The 20,805-nt window shown below is 51.9% G+C and carries 16 protein-coding genes, 3 pseudogenes and 1 riboswitch; of the genes and pseudogenes, 6 read left to right on the top strand and 13 right to left on the bottom strand.

What is annotated here, in order from left to right:
* Positions 1–33 precede the first annotated feature (33 nt).
* The 3 genes from EQM14_RS08835 (at position 34) to EQM14_RS08825 (ending at position 4,205) form a co-directional block, all read left to right on the top strand.
* The gene (locus EQM14_RS08835) at positions 34–510 is read left to right on the top strand and encodes a helix-turn-helix domain-containing protein (protein WP_128742601.1); all 477 of its coding nucleotides are present in this window, start codon (positions 34–36) and stop codon (positions 508–510) included.
* A gap of 234 nt (positions 511–744) precedes the next feature.
* A complete protein-coding gene (locus EQM14_RS08830; protein WP_128742600.1) occupies positions 745–1,356 on the top strand; it encodes a DedA family protein in 612 nt (203 codons plus the stop codon).
* A 123-nt stretch (positions 1,357–1,479) separates the two neighbouring features.
* Positions 1,480–1,569: riboswitch (NiCo riboswitch) on the top strand.
* 107 nt (positions 1,570–1,676) lie between these two features.
* Positions 1,677–4,205: a cation-translocating P-type ATPase gene (locus EQM14_RS08825; protein WP_128742599.1), complete on the top strand. Its 2,529-nt coding sequence runs from the start codon at positions 1,677–1,679 to the stop codon at positions 4,203–4,205.
* Positions 4,206–4,284: 79 nt separating this feature from the next.
* Here EQM14_RS08825 and EQM14_RS08820 read toward each other — a convergent pair whose 3' ends face one another.
* The 5 genes and pseudogenes from EQM14_RS08820 to EQM14_RS08800 all read right to left on the bottom strand — a co-directional run bounded on the left by EQM14_RS08820 (position 4,285) and on the right by EQM14_RS08800 (position 6,586).
* Positions 4,285–4,797, bottom strand: coding sequence for a ferritin-like domain-containing protein (locus EQM14_RS08820; RefSeq protein WP_066648681.1), 513 nt, complete (start codon positions 4,795–4,797; stop codon positions 4,285–4,287).
* Between the two features lie 202 nt (positions 4,798–4,999).
* Positions 5,000–5,407: pseudogene (locus EQM14_RS08815) on the bottom strand (cupin domain-containing protein); the annotation flags it as partial.
* 236 nt (positions 5,408–5,643) lie between these two features.
* Positions 5,644–5,970, bottom strand: a complete 327-nt coding sequence (locus EQM14_RS16975) for an FMN-binding protein (RefSeq protein WP_442861455.1) — start codon at positions 5,968–5,970, stop codon at positions 5,644–5,646.
* A pseudogene (locus tag EQM14_RS08805) lies at positions 5,903–6,169 on the bottom strand (transposase); the annotation flags it as partial. The pseudogene EQM14_RS08805 and the gene EQM14_RS16975, both read right to left, overlap by 68 nt.
* 36 nt (positions 6,170–6,205) lie before the next feature.
* A complete protein-coding gene (locus EQM14_RS08800; protein WP_128742596.1) occupies positions 6,206–6,586 on the bottom strand; it encodes an ArsR/SmtB family transcription factor in 381 nt (126 codons plus the stop codon).
* 251 nt (positions 6,587–6,837) lie between these two features.
* On the opposite strand from EQM14_RS08800, the pseudogene EQM14_RS08795 reads away from it, so the two are divergent.
* A pseudogene (locus tag EQM14_RS08795) lies at positions 6,838–7,107 on the top strand (IS110 family transposase); the annotation flags it as partial.
* Between the two features lie 238 nt (positions 7,108–7,345).
* Complete coding sequence (locus EQM14_RS08790) at positions 7,346–8,521, top strand: IS110 family transposase (RefSeq protein ID WP_128742595.1); 1,176 nt, start codon at positions 7,346–7,348, stop codon at positions 8,519–8,521.
* A 156-nt stretch (positions 8,522–8,677) separates the two neighbouring features.
* Here the strand turns inward: EQM14_RS08790 and EQM14_RS08785 are convergent, their stop codons facing one another.
* Complete coding sequence (locus EQM14_RS08785) at positions 8,678–10,801, bottom strand: heavy metal translocating P-type ATPase (RefSeq protein WP_128742594.1); 2,124 nt, start codon at positions 10,799–10,801, stop codon at positions 8,678–8,680.
* A 181-nt stretch (positions 10,802–10,982) separates the two neighbouring features.
* Here EQM14_RS08785 and EQM14_RS16335 point away from each other — a divergent pair, with 181 nt between their 5' ends.
* The gene (locus tag EQM14_RS16335; protein WP_164919016.1) at positions 10,983–11,126 is read left to right on the top strand and encodes a hypothetical protein; all 144 of its coding nucleotides are present in this window, start codon (positions 10,983–10,985) and stop codon (positions 11,124–11,126) included.
* 588 nt (positions 11,127–11,714) lie between these two features.
* Here EQM14_RS16335 and EQM14_RS08780 read toward each other — a convergent pair.
* The 7 genes from EQM14_RS08780 to EQM14_RS08750 form a co-directional block, all read right to left on the bottom strand.
* On the bottom strand, positions 11,715–11,969 hold the full coding sequence (locus tag EQM14_RS08780) for a helix-turn-helix domain-containing protein (protein WP_066648644.1): 255 nt from the start codon (positions 11,967–11,969) through the stop codon (positions 11,715–11,717).
* A gap of 12 nt (positions 11,970–11,981) precedes the next feature.
* Positions 11,982–13,799 carry a VirD4-like conjugal transfer protein, CD1115 family gene (locus EQM14_RS08775; RefSeq protein ID WP_086035600.1) on the bottom strand — a complete coding sequence of 606 codons (1,818 nt, stop codon included), beginning with the start codon at positions 13,797–13,799 and terminating at the stop codon, positions 11,982–11,984.
* 13 nt (positions 13,800–13,812) lie between these two features.
* Positions 13,813–15,264, bottom strand: coding sequence for a DUF3991 and toprim domain-containing protein (locus EQM14_RS08770; RefSeq protein WP_128742593.1), 1,452 nt, complete (start codon positions 15,262–15,264; stop codon positions 13,813–13,815).
* Between the two features lie 155 nt (positions 15,265–15,419).
* Entirely contained in the window at positions 15,420–18,320 is a 2,901-nt protein-coding gene (gene mobP3, locus EQM14_RS08765) for a MobP3 family relaxase (protein WP_128742592.1), read from the bottom strand.
* 5 nt (positions 18,321–18,325) lie between these two features.
* On the bottom strand, positions 18,326–18,739 hold the full coding sequence (locus EQM14_RS08760) for a hypothetical protein (protein ID WP_086035603.1): 414 nt from the start codon (positions 18,737–18,739) through the stop codon (positions 18,326–18,328).
* A gap of 708 nt (positions 18,740–19,447) precedes the next feature.
* Complete coding sequence (locus EQM14_RS08755) at positions 19,448–19,750, bottom strand: hypothetical protein (protein WP_086035604.1); 303 nt, start codon at positions 19,748–19,750, stop codon at positions 19,448–19,450.
* A 5-nt stretch (positions 19,751–19,755) separates the two neighbouring features.
* Positions 19,756–20,640 carry a ParM/StbA family protein gene (locus EQM14_RS08750; protein ID WP_236849654.1) on the bottom strand — a complete coding sequence of 295 codons (885 nt, stop codon included), beginning with the start codon at positions 20,638–20,640 and terminating at the stop codon, positions 19,756–19,758.
* Positions 20,641–20,805: the final 165 nt, after the last annotated feature.

The raw sequence follows: 20,805 nt of genomic DNA, 5'->3' as shown, positions 1-20,805 counted from the left end.
TATTTCCGCAGACGGTTCGGGAGGGTGAAAAACATGGACACCAATATCTTAAATCTGAGTCAGGCATCGGAATTTTTGGGGATCAGCGAGAAGACGCTGATCAAGCTGCTCCGGGAGGAGCATATTCCCGCCCGGAAAATCGGCCGGGAATGGCGCTTCAGCCGGGAAGCGCTGGTCCGCTGGCTCGCCGCCGGGGATTCGACGAACTATATCAACCAAAACGAGCGGTACATGGTTTCCGAGGACACGCCCGGCAGATCCCCCGACCTGTTCGACGGCATCGGAAGCAGACTGGACTCTCTGCGAAAAAACGGAAACCGCATCCAGGCGTTGCTGCCGGATCTGGGCAGGGACGTCACGATCCCGCGGGAAGCCACTCTGCGCGTCAGCTATAAGCAGCAGCGGGAGATCGAAAAGCTGGAGTTCAAAATTTTCTGGAGCCTGCGAGAAGAATGCAAACTGGAAACAAATCAGAAGTCCGGAACTTTTCCTCAAAAGAAAAATCGATAATACGTTCGCCCGGGCCGCGCGGATATCCGCCCCGGTTCAGACCTCCATGCAGCGAGCTGCCGGCTTGTCCGGCAGATTCGCTGTTTTTCCATGTTTTCGCCGGGAATCCGAGGCAGGACACGTCCGTGAGCTGATTCGGGGCATCGACCGATTCGACATTCGCAAAAAGGCCGCTTTTCACTTGGGTGATAGCCATCGCCAAAAACTGCTATCTTGATTGAAAGGAAGTTCAAAATGCAGGAATGGGTCATCCATATTATGAACCAGTACGGATACGTGGGGATAGCACTGCTGATTGCAATCGAGAACCTGTTTCCTCCCATTCCTTCCGAGCTGATCCTGACTTTCGGCGGCTTCATGACCACTTACACCAGCATGAACATCTGGATTGTCACCTTGTCCGCCACCATCGGGTCGGTGGCTGGGGCAATCGTCCTTTACGGTGTCGGACGGCTGCTTCCGGCCGAGAAAATGGACAGGTTCATCGGGAAATGGGGACATGTCCTCGGGCTGAAAAAAGGGGATGTGGAACGGGCGGAAGGCTGGTTTAATCGGCGCGGTGCCTCCACCGTCTTTTTTTGCCGGTTTATTCCATTAGTCCGAAGCCTCATCTCCATCCCCGCGGGGATGGCGCGGATGCGCAGAGGCAGGTTCCTTTTGTACACCACCCTCGGCTCCGCAATTTGGAATGTGGTTCTGGTGGCGCTGGGTGCTTTTGCCGGAGCCGGCTGGGAACGCGTCAGCCAATCCATGAATCTCTATACCTACATTACTCTCGCCGTGATGGCGGTCGGCGGGGTTGGTTTTGTTGTTTGGATTTCTAAAAAAAGGAAAAAGAAAAAATAGGTTTTCTCTCAGGATCCGCCATAAAATTCATGATGGGAATCTTATCTTTTTGTTTTTAATCACTTGACGCGAGTAAATGAATATGATAGAATATCTTTCATCTCTTTGCGCTGCATTTGATCTACAGTACAAACTGAGCAGGCGATAAACCCGATATGGGTTTATGGGGCTGGGCCTCGCGGCAACAGGTTGATCAGAACCTGTGGGACAGTATGTTGTCTCACTGGTATTTTTGTACCCTTTTGAGACTGCAGCTGTATCTTTGCAATGCCATGGAGCTGTCGCATAAATGCTTAAGAAGCATTATGGAGGTAACTTTTATGACAGAACGAAAGAACACCACAAATCCAACCGGCCTGACGACGGCGGAAGCCGTGCAACGTCAAAAGCGATTCGGCAGGAACGAATTGATTCCGAAAAAGAAGAAGAATGTTCTTCAAGAGATTTTGAAAGCCTTGTCGGAACCTATGTTTTTGCTGCTCATCGTGACGGCGGTCATCTATTTTTTGCTGGGTGAGCCGCGCGACGGAGTTGTTATGCTGATCTTTGTATCGGGTATGATCAGTATCGATGTGATCCAGGGCTGGAAAACCGACAAGACCCTGAACGCCTTAAAGGATCTCGCGGCACCGCGCATTACGGTGCTGCGGGACGGAGCGGAGCAGCGGATCGACAGCGCTGATCTTGTCCCGGGAGATATCATGCTGATTGCCGAAGGCGACAAGATCCCGGCGGACGGGGAGATCCTTCAGGCAAACGATCTGTGCGTCGACGAGTCGTCCATGACGGGCGAAGCGGAAGGCGTTTGGAAGGTCGCGCTCGGGACCGCCGATACAGACGGCGGGCACTGGCGGTGCGACCACTGCTACGCGGGGACTCTTGTGACGCAGGGAAGCGCGCTGGTCCGCGTGGATCAAATCGGCAAAGCCACCGAGTTCGGGAAAATCGGTACAAATGTCGTCGGCGCGCCGGAAGCCCCGTCGCCGCTTCAGAGGCAGACCCGCGGGCTCGTGAAGCTTTGCGCGGTTATTGCGGCGGTCCTGTTTGTATTGGTAGGCTGCTTCACTTGGCTGAATATCCCGGACCACCAATTTACCGACAGGCTGATCGAAAGCATCCTTTCCGGCGTCACGCTCGCCATGGCCATGATCCCGGAAGAGTTCCCGGTTATTTTGACAGTCTTCCTTTCCATGGGCGCATGGCGGCTTGCAAAAAGGCATTCGCTTATGCGCAGGCTGGCTTCCGTAGAAACGCTCGGCGCCGTGTCGGTTCTTTGCGTTGATAAGACCGGCACCATTACGATGAATCAGATGACCGTATGCGATACGTGGACGGAGGAAAACAAAGAGCGGGACCTCTGCGCGGTCATGGGGATGGCCTGTGAACCGGACGCATATGACCCTATGGAAAAGGCCATGATTTCGTATTGTGAAGGCAGGGGCCTGTCCAAGGAGTTCCTTTTCGGCGGCGAACTGATTCAGGAATATTCGTTTACCCATGAAGCGAAAATGATGGGCCACGTCTGGCGGCGCGGCAACCAAATTCTGATCGCCGCGAAAGGCTCTCCGGAAAAGATCCTCGCTTTATGTAATCTCAATTCGGACGAACGGGACAAAGTACAGGAAAAAGCCGCCGATATGGCGGCACGCGGGCTCCGTGTGATTGCGGTTGGCAGAATGGACGTTGGAACGGCGGACGAAGTTCCCGCTTCTTTGGCCCAGTGCCGCCTTCAGTTCTGTGGGTTGGTTGGCCTTGCGGATCCTCCGAGGGAATCCGTAAAAGCGGATATTCTCCGCTGCAGGAAGGCAGGCGTCCGCGTTGTGATGATTACGGGCGACAACGGCATCACGGCAAGCGCGATCGCGAAGCAGATCGGCATGCCATGCGGGGAATCCGTCACCGGCGACGAGATCGACCGGATGACGGATGAGGAACTTCAGAAACGGGTCCGTTCCGTCAGCATTTTTTCCCGCGTCGTCCCGGAGCATAAGATGCGCATCGTGAAAGCTTTCAAGGCAAACGGCGAGATCGTGGCAATGACGGGCGACGGGGTCAACGACGCCCCCGCGCTCAAATATGCCGATATCGGCATCGCGATGGGAAAGCGCGGTTCGGAGGTGTCCCGCGAAGCCGCCGATCTCATCCTGCTTGACGATAATTTTTCGACGATTGTGGATACCATCAGGGACGGCAGGCGGATTTACGACAACATCAAAAAAGCGGTCGGATATGTGTTCACGATTCACATTCCAATCGCGTTTTCCTGTCTGTTGGCCCCTCTCCTAAAAGTAAATCCGGCGAATCTTATGTTACTGCCCATCCATGTCGTCCTTTTGGAACTGATTATCGATCCGACCTGCTCCATCATTTTTGAACGACAGCCCGCGGAACAGAATGTGATGGAACGCGATCCCCGTGATCCGAAAGAAAAACTGATGAGAGCGAAAGGTCTCTTCAGAAGCATTCTGCAGGGGCTGACGGTTTTTGCCTCTTCTTTTGGAACCTATTATACGGTTCTTATGGCAGATCCAGCCGTAAACGCTCCGGTTGCCCGTGCAATGGGCCTTTCCATTATTTTTCTAAGCAATCTGCTTTTGGTTCTGGTCAACAGTTCCCAAACGGATTTTGCATTCCAGTCATTCCACCGTCTGATCAAAGACAAGGTGATGTGGGCGGCCTTTGCGGGAACCATTTCCATGCTTGTCCTGCTCTTATACACTCCGCTTTCAGCCTTTGTGAAGCTGGCTCCGCTGACCGGACCGGAAGCGATCGCCGTAATCGTGATGTCGGCGGCGTCGGTACTTTGGGTCGAAATCGTAAAACTTGTAAAACATCTGAGAAAGAATTAACAGGAAAATCAGAACGGCTGTGTCATCCCAACGGATGATGCGGCCGTTCAAGTTTGTCGGTTCCCTGAAATGCCCGGAATCAAACCAGTTCATCATACGGATCGACGTCATATTTTAGCAATAGCCTGGTAAGATGCTCCGCGTGCCCTTTTTCGTCATCAATCACGGCCTGCAAGGTGGTGCGGATATCCCGGTATGGATATTTTGGCAGCTGCGCTTCATACAGAATCACGGCCTCGAGTTCTCCCTTGATATCGTCCCGGATATCGTTCAGAATGGCCGCACCGCCGGACTGGGAATGGGAGAGCGACACCGGTGTCTGGGGCCCGGGGTTGTCGCCCTTATGAGCTAAAAACTGTTTATACTGCTCCGGATCATATTTGCGGAGCAGCTTCAGAACCCAGCCGTAATGCTGCTTTTCGTCGAGCATAATACTGTGCCAGGCATCGTTTATTTCAGAAATGTCCGAGTTGGCGATGTGGGTTTGGTAACCGTTAATCGCGATGATTTCACTGATCAGGATTTCCCTGAGTTTATCCGTAAACTTCTGTGCCGTACCCTGCGGCTGTCCGTTCGGATGCGTATAACTCATGATAATCCTCCGCCTTTCATATAAATCTGCCTTCAGCCGCTGAGAGGCCCTCCCTTTTAGCCTCAAAATTGGACAGGCAGGAATAGCGTACAGTAGGCTGATCCTGCCTTAGTCATCTGTTCAAATCTTTTTCTGCATCATTATTCCAATGAGACTTGGGCCCGAATTCAAATACTCCAAAGCGCTTGATGATACCGTTATTTTATGTCCCTGTTGCTATTGCGTCGTCTTTCGTTTTGTGAACGGTTCCCCAAGGATGTTGGGGAGGTGCATAAATCGAATATACTTTTAAGGGTACGGTGCCTACATTGACGACGTTATGCCATGTCCCGGCCGGTATGACAATGGCATCGCTTGGCCCGACTCGCTTTTGAAAATTCATATTGTCTCTCCGGTTTCCGAACTTCGCAAGCCCTTCGCCCTGCTCGATGTGGATAAACTGGTCAACATCAGGGTGCATTTCCAAGCCGATATCATCGTTCACACGAATGCTCATCAGCGTAAGCTGCAGATGATTCCCTGTCCATAAAGCGGTACGGAAGGTATTGTTTTGCTCCGTAACCGCTTCAATATTCACTACTATTGGTATGGGGCCATAGTCTCTTAATTCTTCATCAGGCATATCTTCCGATCCTCTCCCGTTGATTTTAACCCATAATATGAATTATCTGCCGGAAAAGTGCTTTTCAAAACGATATGGGTTTCGAGCGTTGTTCCATGTTATTGCCGCGCGATTGGCTCAGTTCGTTTCAATCTGTTCCGCTGAGGGGAACGGAAACCTTGCTTAGACCCAATAAACCTGTAGACGGAAATTCATCCCCAATATTTGCATCTTTAAATGAATCATTATGCTTGAGCCAAGGCATTGGAAACTGCATCCATAATGCCCCCGCTGCTGTATGTCGCGCCGGATACAGCGTCCACTTCCGCTGTCTGGCTGCTGATGATTTCATTGGAAACCATTGTGTACGCAGCATTGAAAAAGCTCGGAGCATCCTCGCTGGAATCCACTTGGATTGCAGTAATTTTCCCGCCTGAAACTTCGACCGTCACCGTCGTTGTGCCTCCCCGAAATCCGGCGCCAAGTCCATGATAAGTACCGTCCTTATACCGCCCCGATGACTGAGCGGAAAGTGTATGGACATAAAAGAAAGCACAGCATCCGGCCGGCAAAATATACGGCCAGTTGGGCGTGGATCACGCTCCAGTCCTGCCGCCTGCCGGTCAATTTTTTCGTGATGTCCATCATGGCCAGATACAGCATCTTGAGCAGGCTGTCATCCGTCGGAAAGACCGATTTCGCCTTCGTCACCTTTCGGAGCTGCCGGTTGAAGCCTTCAATAACATTGGTGGTGTAGATCAGCCGGCGCACCCCCGCCTCATTTCAGCTAAACTAATACCTGTATCATTATTTTTTGATATGCGTTATACATAGATCAAACATCATTTTAATATGTGCATCATTCAGTGAATAATAAGCGATTTTCCCGTCACGCCTGTATTTAATTAAGTGGGTTTGCCGTAACGATTTTAGATGATGCGAAATAGCAGGCTTCGACATATTCAGCAAAGCTGCAATATCACACACGCACATTTCAGAAAGCATAAGCGCATTTATAATTTTTAGGCGTGTAGGATCGCTGAGTACTTTAAATATACCAGCCATATTATACAAAGTATCATCGTCAGTTATTTCTTTTTTCACTTTATCTAATATATCCTGATGAACAATAGTGATATCACACATTGCATTTTCTTGATCTGTCATGTTTTCCTGGTTTTCAGACATTATAGCCACCCTTGTATTATAAAGTAGTAGTTTATAGAGCCCCTCTCCAAGGGCTGTGCTACACTGTAAGGGATGCTGTGGATTGGTTATTGTCTCCTACCACCAGATGGTTCCTGAAAGGTTCCGACCACAGCCCTTTGCAGTTTTTTGTTAATCAGTTAAATACCGCCGGACGGTTTATGTGGAACAAGGTTACAAAGCAAAGCGTTCTGTGGAGGCAGCATCACAATTTTACCGTCGGAGGGCTTGTTATGATTTCTGTTGGAATTGACGTTGCCAAGGACAAGCACGATTGCTTCATCATCAACTCGGAAGGCGAAGTCCTCGCAGATGTATTCACCATCCCAAACAACATGGATGGTTTTCATCGCCTGCTGCAAAGGATTCGAGACTGCACCTCACCTCAAGACAAAATAAAGGTAGGGCTTGAGGCAACCGGGCATTACAGCTACAACATCCTCGGGTTTCTTCTTGACAATGGGCTACCCACCTATGTCTTGAACCCCCTGCACACCAACCTTGTATTATAAAGTAGTAGTTTATAGAGCCCCTCTCCAAGGGCTGTGCTACACTGTAAGGGATGCTGTGGATTGGTTATTGTCTCCTACCACCAGATGGTTCCTGAAAGGTTCCGACCACAGCCCTTTGCAGTTTTTTGTTAATCAGTTAAATACCGCCGGACGGTTTATGTGGAACAAGGTTACAAAGCAAAGCGTTCTGTGGAGGCAGCATCACAATTTTACCGTCGGAGGGCTTGTTATGATTTCTGTTGGAATTGACGTTGCCAAGGACAAGCACGATTGCTTCATCATCAACTCGGAAGGCGAAGTCCTCGCAGATGTATTCACCATCCCAAACAACATGGATGGTTTTCATCGCCTGCTGCAAAGGATTCGAGACTGCACCTCACCTCAAGACAAAATAAAGGTAGGGCTTGAGGCAACCGGGCATTACAGCTACAACATCCTCGGGTTTCTTCTTGACAATGGGCTACCCACCTATGTCTTGAACCCCCTGCACACCAACCTTTACCGAAAAAGCCTCAGTCTCAGGAAGACGAAGACCGACCGGGTCGATGCGCGAACGATTGCAGCTATGCTTTTGTCCGATGTGGGCCTCAAGCCCTACACAGGTACAGCATACCACAACGAGGAGTTAAAGTCACTGACGAGATATCGTTTTGACAAGGTGAAGGAGCGTGGAAAACTCAAGCAGTCGATTGCCCGCCTGGTCTGCATCCTGTTCCCTGAACTGGAAAAACTGGTGCCGACGCTTCACATGGTCTCCGTTTACGCTTTGCTGGAGGAGTTCCCTGGTGCAAAACAGATTGCGGAAGCTCATCTGACGCGGCTGAAAACACTTTTGCATGACGCTTCCAGAGGCCGCTATGGTCGGGACATGGCTGTGGATATCCGGGAAACGGCCAGAAAATCCATTGGCTCGGTGATGCCCGCAAAGTCGTTAGAGCTTTGCCACACCATCCGTCTCATCCGGGAGTTGGACGCCGAGATCGATGAAATCGAGACTGCAATCCAAAACATCATGAACAAGCTGCATTCTCCTATTACTACCATCCCCGGCGTTGGCACCCGGATGGGAGCTATGATACTTGCCGAGGTTGGCGACTTTTCCCGGTTCGGGTCTCCCGACAAGCTGCTGGCCTACGCCGGACTTTCGCCCTCGACCTACCAATCCGGGCAGCTTCATAACTGCTATGCTCATATGGAAAAGCGCGGTTCCCGGTATCTCCGATTTGCCATCTTCAATGCCGCCAAGTACGTTTGCCATTGGGATCCGGTTTTTGCCGCTTACCTCGCCAAAAAGCGGGCGGAGGGCAAGCATTACAACGTCGCCGTCTCTCACGCTGCCAAAAAACTGGTACGCCTCATTTACGCTTTAGAGAAATCCGGCAAGCCTTACTGTCTGACAGCGTAATTTCCTCATGATAGCCCATGCGGCATTCAACCGGACGCCTGCTTTGCTATACCCTTTTTGAACCATCTGTTTTTTCACCGCTTTCCTCAATTTCAAGCTTGACTTTTAATAGTTAATCTTTCATATAAACAATATAAGATATAACCATAAAAAGATTCATATTTTTTTCGTATTCAGAGCTCTCATTGCGTTAACAACTGCAATCAGAGCAACCCCCATATCTGCAAACACGGCCGCCCACATGGAAGCTAACCCCAATGCTCCTAATACGAGGAATATGGCTTTAACTCCTAATGCAAACACGATATTCTGAGATACAATGTTTCTCGTTCTTTTCGCAATTTTTATCGCTGATGCTACTTTATGAGGTTCATCAGTCATAATCACTACATCTGCGGCCTCAATCGCAGCGTCCGAGCCCAAGCCTCCCATAGCGATACCGATGTCGGCTCTTGCAAGTACCGGCGCATCGTTAATTCCATCACCAACAAATACAATCTTTCCCTTGTGAGATTTTTGGGCTTCCAGGGATTCAACTTTTTCAACTTTATCGGCGGGTAACAGTTCAGAATAAACCTTGTCTAAACCTAATTCCTTGCCGATATTGTCTGCCACCTTCTTCAAGTCGCCAGTAAGCATAACTGTTTTTCTAACGCCAAGCGCTTTCAACTCTTTAATTGTTTTTGCAGAGTCTTCTTTCACCTCATCTGAAATTATGATACTGCCCGCATACTTTTTGTCTATGGCCACATGTACTACTGTGCCTAACGTATCCACATCAGTGTATTGGATGTTTTCACTGATCATTAATTTAGTATTTCCAACGAGTACTTCCTTTCCATTGACATTGACCTTAATTCCATGTCCCGCTATTTCCTGATAATTTTCAATTTTATATTTATCAATTTCAGCATGATAAGCAGCTATAATTGAAAGTGCAATCGGATGATTTGAATAGCTTTCAGCATATGCCGCATATTTGATCAGTTCATCCTCTGTATAACCGTTTTCAGAAATCGCTTTTGTAACCTTGAATACACCTTTGGTTAAAGTCCCCGTCTTATCAAAAACAACTGCTTCAACATTGTTCAATGCTTCAAGGTAGTTGCCGCCTTTTACTAATATTCCCTTTTTTGAAGCTCCCCCAATTCCCCCAAGGAATCCCAATGGTATTGAAAGCACTAACGCACAGGGGCAGGAAACCACCAAGAATACTAACCCTCGGTAAATCCAGTCAGAGAAGGATGCTCCTGGAATAACCAAAGGCGGAATAATTGCTAATGCCAATGCTCCAAATACAACAACCGGAGTATAGTAACGCGCAAATTTTGTTATAAATTTTTCAGTTGGCGCTTTTTTGTTGCTGGCATTCTGTACTAAATCCAAGATTTTTGAAACTGTAGATTCTCCGAATCCTTTTGTAACTTCAATAGTCAAAACGCCATTCTTATTTACAAACCCGCTCAAAGCATCACTTCCGGGTTTTAACTCACGTGGAACGGATTCTCCGGTCAATGCCGCTGTATCAACCATTGAAGTGCCTTCTATGACCTTGCCGTCAAGAGGAATTTTTTCTCCCGGTTTTACTACGATCTTATTACCGATATTTACTTCATCAGGAGATACTTTTTTGAGTTCTTCGCCAACCTGTAAATTTGCATAATCAGGTCTTATATCCATTAATTCACTGATTGACTTTCTGGAATTATCCACGGCCATATCCTCGAATAATTCCCCAACCAGATAGAACAACATAACGGCGACGCCTTCCGGATACTCTCCAACAAAGAAGGCACCGATTGTAGCAACACTCATCAGGAAGTGCTCACTGAATACCTGACCTCGTACGATCCCCTTTATTGCGCTTAAAACAACTTTTCTGCCAACAATGATATAGCTTATTAAAAATATGGTAAGTTCAAGCCAGTTTTGAAATTTAAAAATCAATCCAACAACAAATAAAGTTCCTCCAATCACCAGTTCGACTATCTCTTTTTTATGCCCTTCTTCATCGTCGTCATCTTTTTCTTCTATTTCAGATTTAGAAGGATTTTCCACTAAAGCAATTTTCACATCCGGTTCTATTTTTTTTACGATGCTTTCTATCTTCTCCACTAACATAGGAACATTGGTATTCGACTCAGCTTCCCAAGTAAGTCTCTTAGAAACAAAATCTACTGAAGCGAACTTAATCCCTTCAATGTTTTTAATTTCTGTTTCTATTTTTGCGGCACAGTTGGCGCAGTCCAACCCATTAAGCATAAATACCTTCGTCGACATGGGTGAGCCCCCTTAATATAACGATTAAACGATTGCTTAATCGTTATATTATCATTATCATAAATTATTGTCAATAGAAAAATAAAAAATATCCCGGATCTGTTGGATGCCGTGTTTGTGGTTGAAAATCCTGGCCCACCGTTCGTAGCCGATGCCCTTTCCGGCGCGGAGTTTGGCCCGAATGTACACCAGCAGATTGACTCGTTTTCCCGGCGCGGATCTGATGACTTTATTGCGCGGCTTGTGTACCTTTTCCCGGAGAGTACGGCTCGAAGCACTGCTGGCCTGCAGCCAGCCGGATGGAGAAATCATCGCCGATCCGTGAACGGTATTTGCTGAACTGGATCCCCCAAAAGAGGCACCAACTACGGGAGCCGTCGTAACAACCCGCTTCGGGAAGCAGGGGTGGAAATACAGAATGTGGCATCGGTTTCCACCATCAGCGATGTTCTGCGCGCGCTCAAAAGCAAATATCTGCCACCGGATTTGCCGGACATTCAGGGGCAATGAAAACTTAACGCGACACCAATTGATTCTGTCAAGGTGACGGCGTTTTGACACTTACTTAAAAACAGTTGTTATCCCCGCTGCAATGAATACTGGTGAACCGCTCCGGCTCCGTTCTGGCGGTTTACAAAGAACAGATGCTCGTTTTTGTGGAATCTGCCGCTCATCTCATTACATATGCCAGAGAAAAGAACAAGGAAATTATTCTGATTGACCCGGATACAGCGGAGGTTACTCCCATACCGGTGAAAGAAAGGAAGAAAGAAAAAAAACCTTTCCGCTTGTCTTTTCTCTGATTTAGATCTGCTTAGAGTAGGAGGTTCGCTTTCATGGTTCAACATGAACCGTTCCACGGTTCACCTGTAGACAGACTTTCTCCCTGGCGGAAGTGATGCCTTTTTCAGCGTTATTTGATGTGATACAGGTTGGAGGATTTTCCGCCGTTTTCGCGCCACCTCGGCTCTTTGCAGAGATGGCCGCTTTTTTCAAGGTCGGAAATTGCCCGCTTGACCGTGCTTTTGGACAGCTTCAGTTCCCGTGCGATGGTACCGATCGCCGGGTAGCATTTGCCGTCCTTATCGGCTCGGTCGCGCAGGTACATATACACGGCAACCGCGCGGTGAGGAAGCTCAGACGCGTAAAGGGATGTAAAATACCCCATGATATATCACTCCTATTCAATGCGAACGGGATCTTTTCTTCGCGGAAAATTGCGTATCTCCTGCGCAGGCGCATGCTCGATCCCACCGTGTGCACTGGGTTCACCTTCAGCTATGTCCGGGTCAACCGTATAAGCCGCATTCCTGCGGATGAGTTCTTCCTCCAGCTCGAACCGGTCGGCGTACTCCACCTTCCGGGCCGACTTTTCCTCAACCTCATAAGGTTTGCCGAAGGTGATACCCCAATCCTTAAACAGCTTGAGCCGGGTGCGCATTGGATAAGCGCCGGTTTTCGTCACAACGAATCTGCCCTTGGGCATGGATTTGAGTTCGTCCGGCGAAAGGAGCGGACGCTCGATCATTTCGAGGTTCTGCGAGCCGTCGCTTTTGCCTCGATTAACGGTCCCGCTCATCACCGTTCGGGTTCCCAGCGATTTGGACAGGGTTTCCGCCGACTCGCTGTTGGGCGCGAAACCTCCGAAAATCGTGTCCTGGCAGTTATCCACGATGATGGCGGCGCCTTCTTTTCCGTAATTTTTCTCCAACTGAGCAAGGCTCTGGATGATGGCTGTTATAGACACCCGCCGGGAGCGACTGGATGAGAACATCATCTCGGCTGACTCTATTTTTGGAATGGTCCCTATCTCATCAAGGTACATCATGACACGGTTGGGCAGCTTGCCGCCGTGCTCATCAGCTACGGCAAGAATTTCCCGGTAGAGCTGCTGGACAATCAGGCTGATAATGAAGTATTTGGTGGAATCCTCTTCAGGCATCACCAAAAATATCGCGGACTTGGTATTACAGAACTTCTCCGCGTCGATCGCAGTGTCAAAACACAGAACCTGCTCCAGTTCGGAATCCAGGAATGCGTTGAGCCTGGAAAGCGCCGTGGAAAGGACGCTCTGCATCGCCATATCCGCGCTGTTGAGCGCCGCGCCCGCGAACCATTTTGTCTTGTGGTCGTCCGGAAGATGCGCCATCAGCAACTGGAACAGAGTCCTGCCCTTCACGCCGCTCGGTGCGAGCAGGTCCTGAATCAGTTTGAAGACGGAGACGATATGACGCTTCTCCGGAGGGCAGAATTCCGCGAGCAGAAGGATGACCGAGGTCAGCAGACCTTCCGCCGCGTCGTAAAAGAAGGCGTTCTGGCCGGCCGTAGCGATATCGAAACCTCCCGACCCGATGATGGTCTTCGCCGTAATCTTAGCATACTTTTCGGCCTTTGCCTTATATGCCAGATTTGCATAGTCCCGCAGATAGGCGTCCATGTACCGGTTGACCAGATGATTCAGGTTGAACCCGTCGCTCCGGGTCGGGTTGCGCAGATCAATTACGGCCACGTCGTAACCGTAACACTCTTTTGCGATCCCCCCATAATTGCGATACAGATCTCCCTTGGTATCGGTCGTAAGAAAGCTCATGCCGGCCGCACATGCGTATTCGAGGTTGGGATATAAAAAATTTGCGGTTTTCCCGACGCCGGCCGCACCGATCATGAGGCAGTGGATATCGTCGTCATCAATCAGCGCGTAGCCGTGGGGAGCCGTCCGGTCAAACAGCGGCGCTTTATGCCAGCCGATAATCAGGCCCTGTGCGGAGGGAAGGTTTTTGCCCTGCCGCCAGAGTTCCGGCTCAAAAGGGACTTCCGAATAGGTGTGCTTGATTTCGGATTTGGTCGCCCAACGGGCCGTACCGTGCTGGCCGTCGCCCACCGTCCGGGATTTGATTCCGTTGAGGGTATAATAATGCGCCAGCAGGGACAGAAGCCCGATGACGGCGAACATCAGAAATCCGGCGATCAGCAGTGTGACAACCGGAGATATTTGCATAGAAAGACCTCCCTTACATGCTCATTCTAAAATTTGGCGCCGCTTCCTCCGGCGCCTGGAGCGGCTGGGACAGTTCCAGCCGGACAAAAAGCTGCGCCTTCACGCAGTCAAGCGCGAGGCGCCTGTAATCCGAAACCAATGCCAGCCGCTCCTGCAGCGTGCGGATGCCGGGTGCGAATAACTGCCGGTCTATATTCACCGCATCCTCGCGAATATCTTCCGCTTTGGTTCGCATCCAGCCCCGGTCCAGGTGGGGCCTGTAGCTGTCCCGCAGGTTTCCGACCAGCTGCCCGAGCGTTTCCGGTCGTTCCATTTGCCGAAGCTCCCGCTGAGCGGCCAGCAACGCGCCCGCCGCCATCTTCTGCAGACAGGCTCCCACGATTTCCGGATTCGCGGCAGCGAGCTTTTCGGAATCGACCAGCGGCGTCAGCCTCCGGTGATATTCCCGAATGACAGCGTTCGGATCCGGAACGGCCGACAGGGTTTCGCACGCGGAGAACAGATTCTCGCAGATCTCCGGCAGCAGGACGAGCTTCGGATGCTCCCCGGCAGGGATGGGGGTAATGCCGTGTTTTGCCTTGATATCCTCGTTCCAGTCCTTGTACCGGGATTGCAAAACAGGAATGTCCATATAAGCGGGGGCGTAATAATCGTGTTCCGCAAGGATGTCCTTCAGTCTGCCGGTGGCCTCAATCCCGGCCTCGTCGTGATCAAGGCACAGCACAATCTTTTTCAGGTTCGAATGGCTTTTCAGCTGTTGCAGCATCGCGTGCTCAGACACACCGTCCAGCGTGACATAGCTGTGTTTTTGCCAGTCCTTCAGGTGAAGGGAAATAAAAGAGAGCATATCGATCGGCGCTTCGAACACATAAAGGGTGTCGTCCTCGCCAATGTAGTGAAAGCTGTATTTCGGATCGCTTTCCTCGACATTACCCTTGTAAGGCTCGCCCTTGGTATAGGTGCCGCGCTTGTGCGCATGCCGGGCGGCACCATCCTCATCCAGACCAACGAATACGGCGTTATGGTATTCTTTGTCCTCGTAGATCAGGTGTTCGCGCGCGAAATACGACAGCACGCTCGGGTCGATGAACCGCTGTTTGAGAAGATAGGCAAACACCCGGCGCATGTCCGGATTGGCCTCCGGAAGCGCGAAGTTCTTTTTGGGCGGCGGCGCGCTTTTCGCGGTCTGGTTCCATTCCAGGCCGCCTTCGCCTCCGAGCAGAAAGGTGACCGCTCCGGGGAAATCCATGTCGTAAAACCGTTGGACGAAGTCAATCGCGTGGCCTCCTTCCTTGCGGGAATGCCGAAACCACTCGCTGCCGCGGATCGTCACGCTGTCGTGCCGTTTCCAACGCCACTCATGCCCGGAGCGGACGAGCTGCTCGCCCTGCCTCTGCAAAAAATCCACCAGGTCAACCGAGTTGGCCCTTTGCTTTTCTTCCTCTGTGAACGGGATATAGGACATGAAGGATCCTTCCTTTCAGCGTTTGCGTTTCCCGCACCGGCGAAAAAAGGCCGTCCGCTGATGTACGGACGGCTTTTCCGGCACCATATTGATTTTGGCGGGCGGGATCTCTTTTGCCTGTGGATAATGCTTTTGCATCAGGTGTGCATCTCCTTTTAATAGGTTTGTTCGGGCGCCCGCTCGTCGGGCGCATGGCCCATTGCCATCTTCTTCTGTCGAAGCCGGCGGCGGAGCTTGCTGTCCGTCTCCATGGAGGGGCCTCCGTACAGTCTGCCTTGCTGCTGCCGGAAGATCCGGCTCAGATGGTGCAGGAGCCGGGTAACCGCCAGCATCGGGGACGGATCACGGAACGAGTCCAGATGATTGAGAAAAATTTGGGCGTATGGATTGCCCTGCCCGGCGGAAGCCGTCAGCCATCGGGCGGCGGCCTCGCGGTCGCGGGGAACATCCTGCCCCATCAGATAGAGCTTGCCGAGCATGTACTGGGCATATTGGTTGTTCTGTTCCGCTGCGTCTGTGAGCCACCGGAAGGCGGCATCCATATCTTTGGAAACTTCCTCTCCCAGAAGGTACAGCTTGCCGATCCGGTATTGGGCAAAGGAATTGTTCTGCAGGGCCGCCTTTGTGAGTAAATCCACCGCCCGCGGAACATCCTTTGGCACATCTTCGTCGGCCAGATACAGCTTTGCCAGCGCGTACTGCGCATACGCATTGCCGAGGCCGGCCGAGAATGTCAGCCATCTGGCTGCGGCACCCGTATCCTTTACGACAGCCGTTCCTTCGAGGTACAACTTTCCCAGGGCGTAGGCGGCGTAGGGGTTCTTCTGTTTGGCCGCCGCGGTGAACAGTGCGACGGCTTTTTCCGAGTTCCGCTCCACATACAGGCCGTCCCGGTAGAGCTTTCCTAATAGATACTCTGCGGAGTCATTTCCGGCATCCGCAGCTTTGGTGAGCCAGAAGATGCCACTTTCGGGGTTCGCATAGGAGTTTTCAACCGGATTCAACGGACTTTCAACAGCCAGATAAATTTTTCCAAGCAGACATTGGGCATAGGCATTCCCGAGCTTGGCCGATTTCTCGAGGTATTGCACCGCCGCGCCGATATTCTGTTCCGTTCCGGTGCCCGTATAAAGCATTTGTCCGAGGCGGTACTGGAGCTTATCGTCGCGGCTCTGAGCCTCCAGTTGCTGAAAGCCGAGAAAGGCTTCCCGGAAGCAGGCGGCGGCCGCATCATGATTTTTTGCCGTGCCGATACCGTCGCGGTACATCTTCGCCAGTTCGTAGGACGCATATGGGAAGTGCTGCCGCGCCGCTTTGTCATAGAGAACAAACGCCGTATTGTAGTTCTGTTCCAAGCCCTGGCCACGGTAATACAGGCCGGCGAGGGAATACTGCGCGTACTTGTAATTCTCCGAGGCAGATTTCTCAAACCAGCCCGCCGCTTCTTCATAATCCTGATCGGTGCCGTTGCCAGCCGCATGCATCTTGCCGATGCGGTATTCCACATAGCGGTGGCTTTTCCCCGTTTCAATCTCATAAAAGGCTGTGAGGGCCTTTTCGTACCAGGTGAAAGAAATCCCCGCATCGGCTTCTATCCCCAGTCCGTCTGCGTACATGCGTCCGAGATCATGCATGGCGAGTGCGTTTCCAGCATCGGCTTCTTCTTGAAACAGCCGGAGCGTCTGAGCTAAATCCGGCTCCATATCGTCTTTCCCGTACAAAAATTCACGGGCCTGTTTGTAGCGGTCGCTCCATTCGATATATGGGTGGGGTGTCGCGGGCGGACTTTCAATGGGTTCCGGGCCTTCTGATGTGCTGTCCGGAAAATTCCCGTCTTCTGGGGATTCATCGTCTGGCTCATCCTCCGGCTCATACACCCGATCGGCCTGATCAGCTGCCGTATCCGCCTGAGCCTCAATGCCCTCGTCGCCCTCAAACGTGATCTGCCGTTCATTGATGCGCAGGGCTTCCTCGATCACGATGTTCTTGATGTGCTTGAATTCCTTCTGTTGGGAAAGCGGAAGCGGGCCGGGCAGCTTGTCGGCGTAAGTGTGCAGAACCTCGTTTTGTAGTTCGTACCATGCCTGGTAGGCTTCCGCCACCCGCGCGTCCTTTGACAGCTCATCCACGATCTGATCGACGATGGTCTTGAGCTCGGCCTTGAGGTAACCGTACTGTTTTCTGCCCGAGGTGTATTTCAGGCGTTCGACAAGCCGGGAGATCAGATCTTCAATAACCTTGTTTTCGTAGACACCGGATTCCATCTGCCCGATGATTTCGGAAAGCGCGGCACGGCTCTGTTCGGCGAGCTCGTTGCGGCGTGCGGTCTGCTCCGGATAGATCTGCATCAGGTCCTGCTGGAAGATTTCATGCGCCAGCGTACTCCGCATTTTGTTGATGGCGGGTTTGGTAACGTAACCCTCACGGGGATCGATGGAATAGACGATCATGTGGCAGTGTGGATGATGGCCCTCATCGTGAAAAGCCGCGTACCAGCGCAGGTTTTCCGGGGAGATCTTCATCTGCTCGGAGAACAGGTTGCGCTGTTTGCGCAGAAGCGCCATCCACGCCGCGGCATGGTCATACCCGAGCCGGGCGGCGTCCTCCCGCCGCAGGCTGATAATCGGCGTCCAGACGTTTCCCGTGTGATGGGAGACTTCCTCCGCCACTTCGGACAATACTGGTGGCGCCCCGGCATCTGAAAACAGGCCGTGCGTGCCGGATTTCTCCACATGAGGGCGGGTGGCGATATATTGCACGTACACGTCCTTGTGCCCGAGCTGATCCAGATTTTGTTCCAACGCCGCCGTGATGAATTCCGAGGCGTTCTCAATGGTAGACCGCTTCTGGAAGTCCTCATATTCGAACAGGTCCGCGGTATCGGGAAACTGAGCCAACAGATCACCGATGAGCCGCTGCTGTTTTGCCGTGGAGGGCAGGGCGCGGATATTCGCCGGAAGCTTCTCCACGCCCTCGCGCGTCGCCATGTATTCCACGAGGTTGGCGGCATGGGTTCCGTCCTTGAGATACCGGCACTTAAAGATGATTTTCGGCATGGCCGTTACTCACCCTTCTGGAATTTCACCACATCCTCGAAGGTGACGGAACCGACAGACCTTTTAACGTCGTTCACGCACTTGCCACGCAGCCTGCGCAACATGGCTTCGTCCACATCTACGTTTGCCGCGAGGATGTTCATCATCATGCTCATCTCGACAGCCAGTTTGAAAATAAGGCGAGCCATCCGGCTTTCCAGACTGTCCACCATTCCGGTCATGGCGGACGTGATGGCGGCGGGCAGATAGCGCACGCCGTCCTCCGCCGAAATGTAGCCGCAGTAGAAACGGACGGCCTTTTCGATGAACTCGCTCTGGCTCTGGCAGTTGTCCTGTTTGTACCATTTCTCGATCAGAGTGCGTGTTTCCGGGTACATCCACAGCGGGAATTTCTTCTTGTTTACTCTTTCTTCCGGCATTGTTTTCCTCCATTCTGTTTTATACAAAAAGGGCCATGACTCCTGTCATGACCCCTCTGTAAAGGCGTAAAGATGCGGGTTTACGGTTGTTTTTTCAGCCGCCGACCCCGGAACCGACCCCAGGGGCCGAAATCCGACCCCGGAGCAAATCGTTCCCCGACCCGCATTGCGGGGCGGTGTGAGCCGCAGCGGGGGCGCACCGCGACCCCGCTGCTTTAACCCGCATCGTTTTCGACCCCATGGTTCACTCCCCGAAAGCGGAGCGTTTGGCTGTGCAGATTTCCGCACAAAGCCCCAGCACCGGGCCTTACCGTCTCACGGTGCAGCTGTGTGACCTCTGCGGAGAAAGTGCGACACGGGGCCACACGGGCGGCGACATGGGCGAGGAGCAGGCTTTTCTGTTTTCAAACCAACGTCTACGGCCTTTGATCCTATGTCGACACTTTACATTCGTATCTCGGGCGCCTGGGTCGGCTGGCTCAGGGAGGGATCATCTGTCAGCAGGTTCCAGCTTCGGTCAGCCGGATGGTAATGGCAACTCTCGACAGTCTGGCCCCTCAATTCCTCCCAAGTTGCCGGGATTTCCGTATTGGTCCTGCAACTGACAGAGCTTGAAGGGTACAAGGCCAGACACCTGACAGGGTGCATACAGAAGTTGAGCAGGCGCGAATTGTTGCTCCAAACACCCAACAAGGCGTATGAGCGGAGTTATGGGTCATCCATCGCGTGGAGCAGGCTGTCCGGCACATCCGAAAGATTTGCCTCATCCAGTTGCAGAACAGCAGAGAAGGCAGGCGGGTCGGACGGCGCTTGGTAATCGGTGAAATACCGCAGTCCCTCCTGAATGGTCATGCGGACGATCTTTTCCAGTTTCACCGCCTGGTCATATCGCAGGATACAATCCACAATAAATTCCGTGCGCTGCCCGACGGGCTGCTCATCGAGCAGGCGGGCCGCTTCTCTGTGCCGCGCGGCTTGCAAATCGAAGGAGACATTGAAGCGTTTTCTCATCCTGCTCACCCCAACAGCAGACGATAACCGTCCGCATTGGCGAAGCGGTTCAGAACGGCCACTGTATTGACGCTGCTGTCACGCAGCATGCCGCCGAGCAGTTCCGCGCCGCCACCCGCGAACACGGTGGGGAGCTTCAGGTCGAGGCCCCGTTCCCGCAGCGTGTTGAACAATTCCCTGATATACTTCTGCATCTCCTGCTCCACGGTCTGCCGGATGAAATCCTGATCCGCGTGCTGAATTTTACCGCGGATGGCGTCGGTGACAAGCTCGTCGGTCAGCAGGATGTCCCGCCGCCGCAGGATGTCCTGAATGCGGGTATAGAGCGTAATGGTGCCCATCCGGAGGCTTGTGCAGTTTGATCGGTCCAGCTTGGAGCCATGCATGGTTAGAACATCTACCGTATACCCCCCGATGTCCGCCAGAGTGATGCTGCGGTATGCCCGGAGCTGAGGGTAATACCGGCACAGCGCCGCATGCCCCTGGGCGAACACCTTGCAGTCCGCAATGTGGCAGTGGTAATCCGTTCCTTCAAACCGGAAAGTCAGATTTCCGCGCAGAAAATATTGGCGGAAGGCGTCTTTCTGCATTCCGTATGCTTCGATGGGCAACCCTACGCCCAGAATGACATCGGCTTCCCGAACACCCGCCTTTTTCATGGCGGACGCAATGGCCGGCAACGTCAGAAGAAAGGTATCAGGAGCTTTCGTCTTATCCTGCTGAAACCGCACTCGCTTTTCACCGATGGCGTAATATCTGCCGCCATAGCAGAGCTGCATCTCATCCGTGATGAATTCCTTATCGCTTGCCGCGTACCCGGAGGCGTACAGCATCCCCTCTGAGGATTTGGTGTTGTAGTTGCCGTTATCCACACCGAGTTTGATCACCATCTGAATCACACCTCTCTTGAAAAATATAGACAAGTCGCATGGCCTGCCTCCATATGATTGCTTCCCGGATTACATGCCACTGAGTTCAGCATGCTTTACCTCCTTCGAAGCACAAAAAGCCGCCTCCCAAGAGACGGCTTCGATCGTTTTATATTAAAAGGTCTC

Origin of the sequence: Caproiciproducens sp. NJN-50 (assembly GCF_004103755.1) — a bacterium.
Lineage (GTDB): Bacteria > Bacillota > Clostridia > Oscillospirales > Acutalibacteraceae > Caproicibacter.
Note: the sequence above shows the minus strand (reverse complement) of the source record. Positions and strands in the feature narration are given on the sequence as shown.

Bases quoted from the DNA above. Each gene is read 5' to 3' on its own strand.
- EQM14_RS08825 (WP_128742599.1), top strand. From the start codon at position 1,677: ATGACAGAACGAAAGAACACCACAAATCCAACCGGCCTGACGACGGCG.
- EQM14_RS16335 (WP_164919016.1), top strand. From the start codon at position 10,983: ATGTACACCAGCAGATTGACTCGTTTTCCCGGCGCGGATCTGATGACT.
- EQM14_RS08830 (WP_128742600.1), top strand. From the start codon at position 745: ATGCAGGAATGGGTCATCCATATTATGAACCAGTACGGATACGTGGGG.
- EQM14_RS08785 (WP_128742594.1), bottom strand. From the start codon at position 10,801: ATGTCGACGAAGGTATTTATGCTTAATGGGTTGGACTGCGCCAACTGT.
- EQM14_RS08790 (WP_128742595.1), top strand. From the start codon at position 7,346: ATGATTTCTGTTGGAATTGACGTTGCCAAGGACAAGCACGATTGCTTC.
- EQM14_RS08775 (WP_086035600.1), bottom strand. From the start codon at position 13,799: ATGCAAATATCTCCGGTTGTCACACTGCTGATCGCCGGATTTCTGATG.
- EQM14_RS08755 (WP_086035604.1), bottom strand. From the start codon at position 19,750: ATGAGAAAACGCTTCAATGTCTCCTTCGATTTGCAAGCCGCGCGGCAC.
- EQM14_RS08770 (WP_128742593.1), bottom strand. From the start codon at position 15,264: ATGTCCTATATCCCGTTCACAGAGGAAGAAAAGCAAAGGGCCAACTCG.
- EQM14_RS08780 (WP_066648644.1), bottom strand. From the start codon at position 11,969: ATGGGGTATTTTACATCCCTTTACGCGTCTGAGCTTCCTCACCGCGCG.
- mobP3 (WP_128742592.1), bottom strand. From the start codon at position 18,320: ATGCCGAAAATCATCTTTAAGTGCCGGTATCTCAAGGACGGAACCCAT.
- EQM14_RS08800 (WP_128742596.1), bottom strand. From the start codon at position 6,586: ATGTCTGAAAACCAGGAAAACATGACAGATCAAGAAAATGCAATGTGT.
- EQM14_RS08820 (WP_066648681.1), bottom strand. From the start codon at position 4,797: ATGAGTTATACGCATCCGAACGGACAGCCGCAGGGTACGGCACAGAAG.
- EQM14_RS08760 (WP_086035603.1), bottom strand. From the start codon at position 18,739: ATGCCGGAAGAAAGAGTAAACAAGAAGAAATTCCCGCTGTGGATGTAC.
- EQM14_RS08750 (WP_236849654.1), bottom strand. From the start codon at position 20,640: ATGGTGATCAAACTCGGTGTGGATAACGGCAACTACAACACCAAATCC.
- EQM14_RS08835 (WP_128742601.1), top strand. From the start codon at position 34: ATGGACACCAATATCTTAAATCTGAGTCAGGCATCGGAATTTTTGGGG.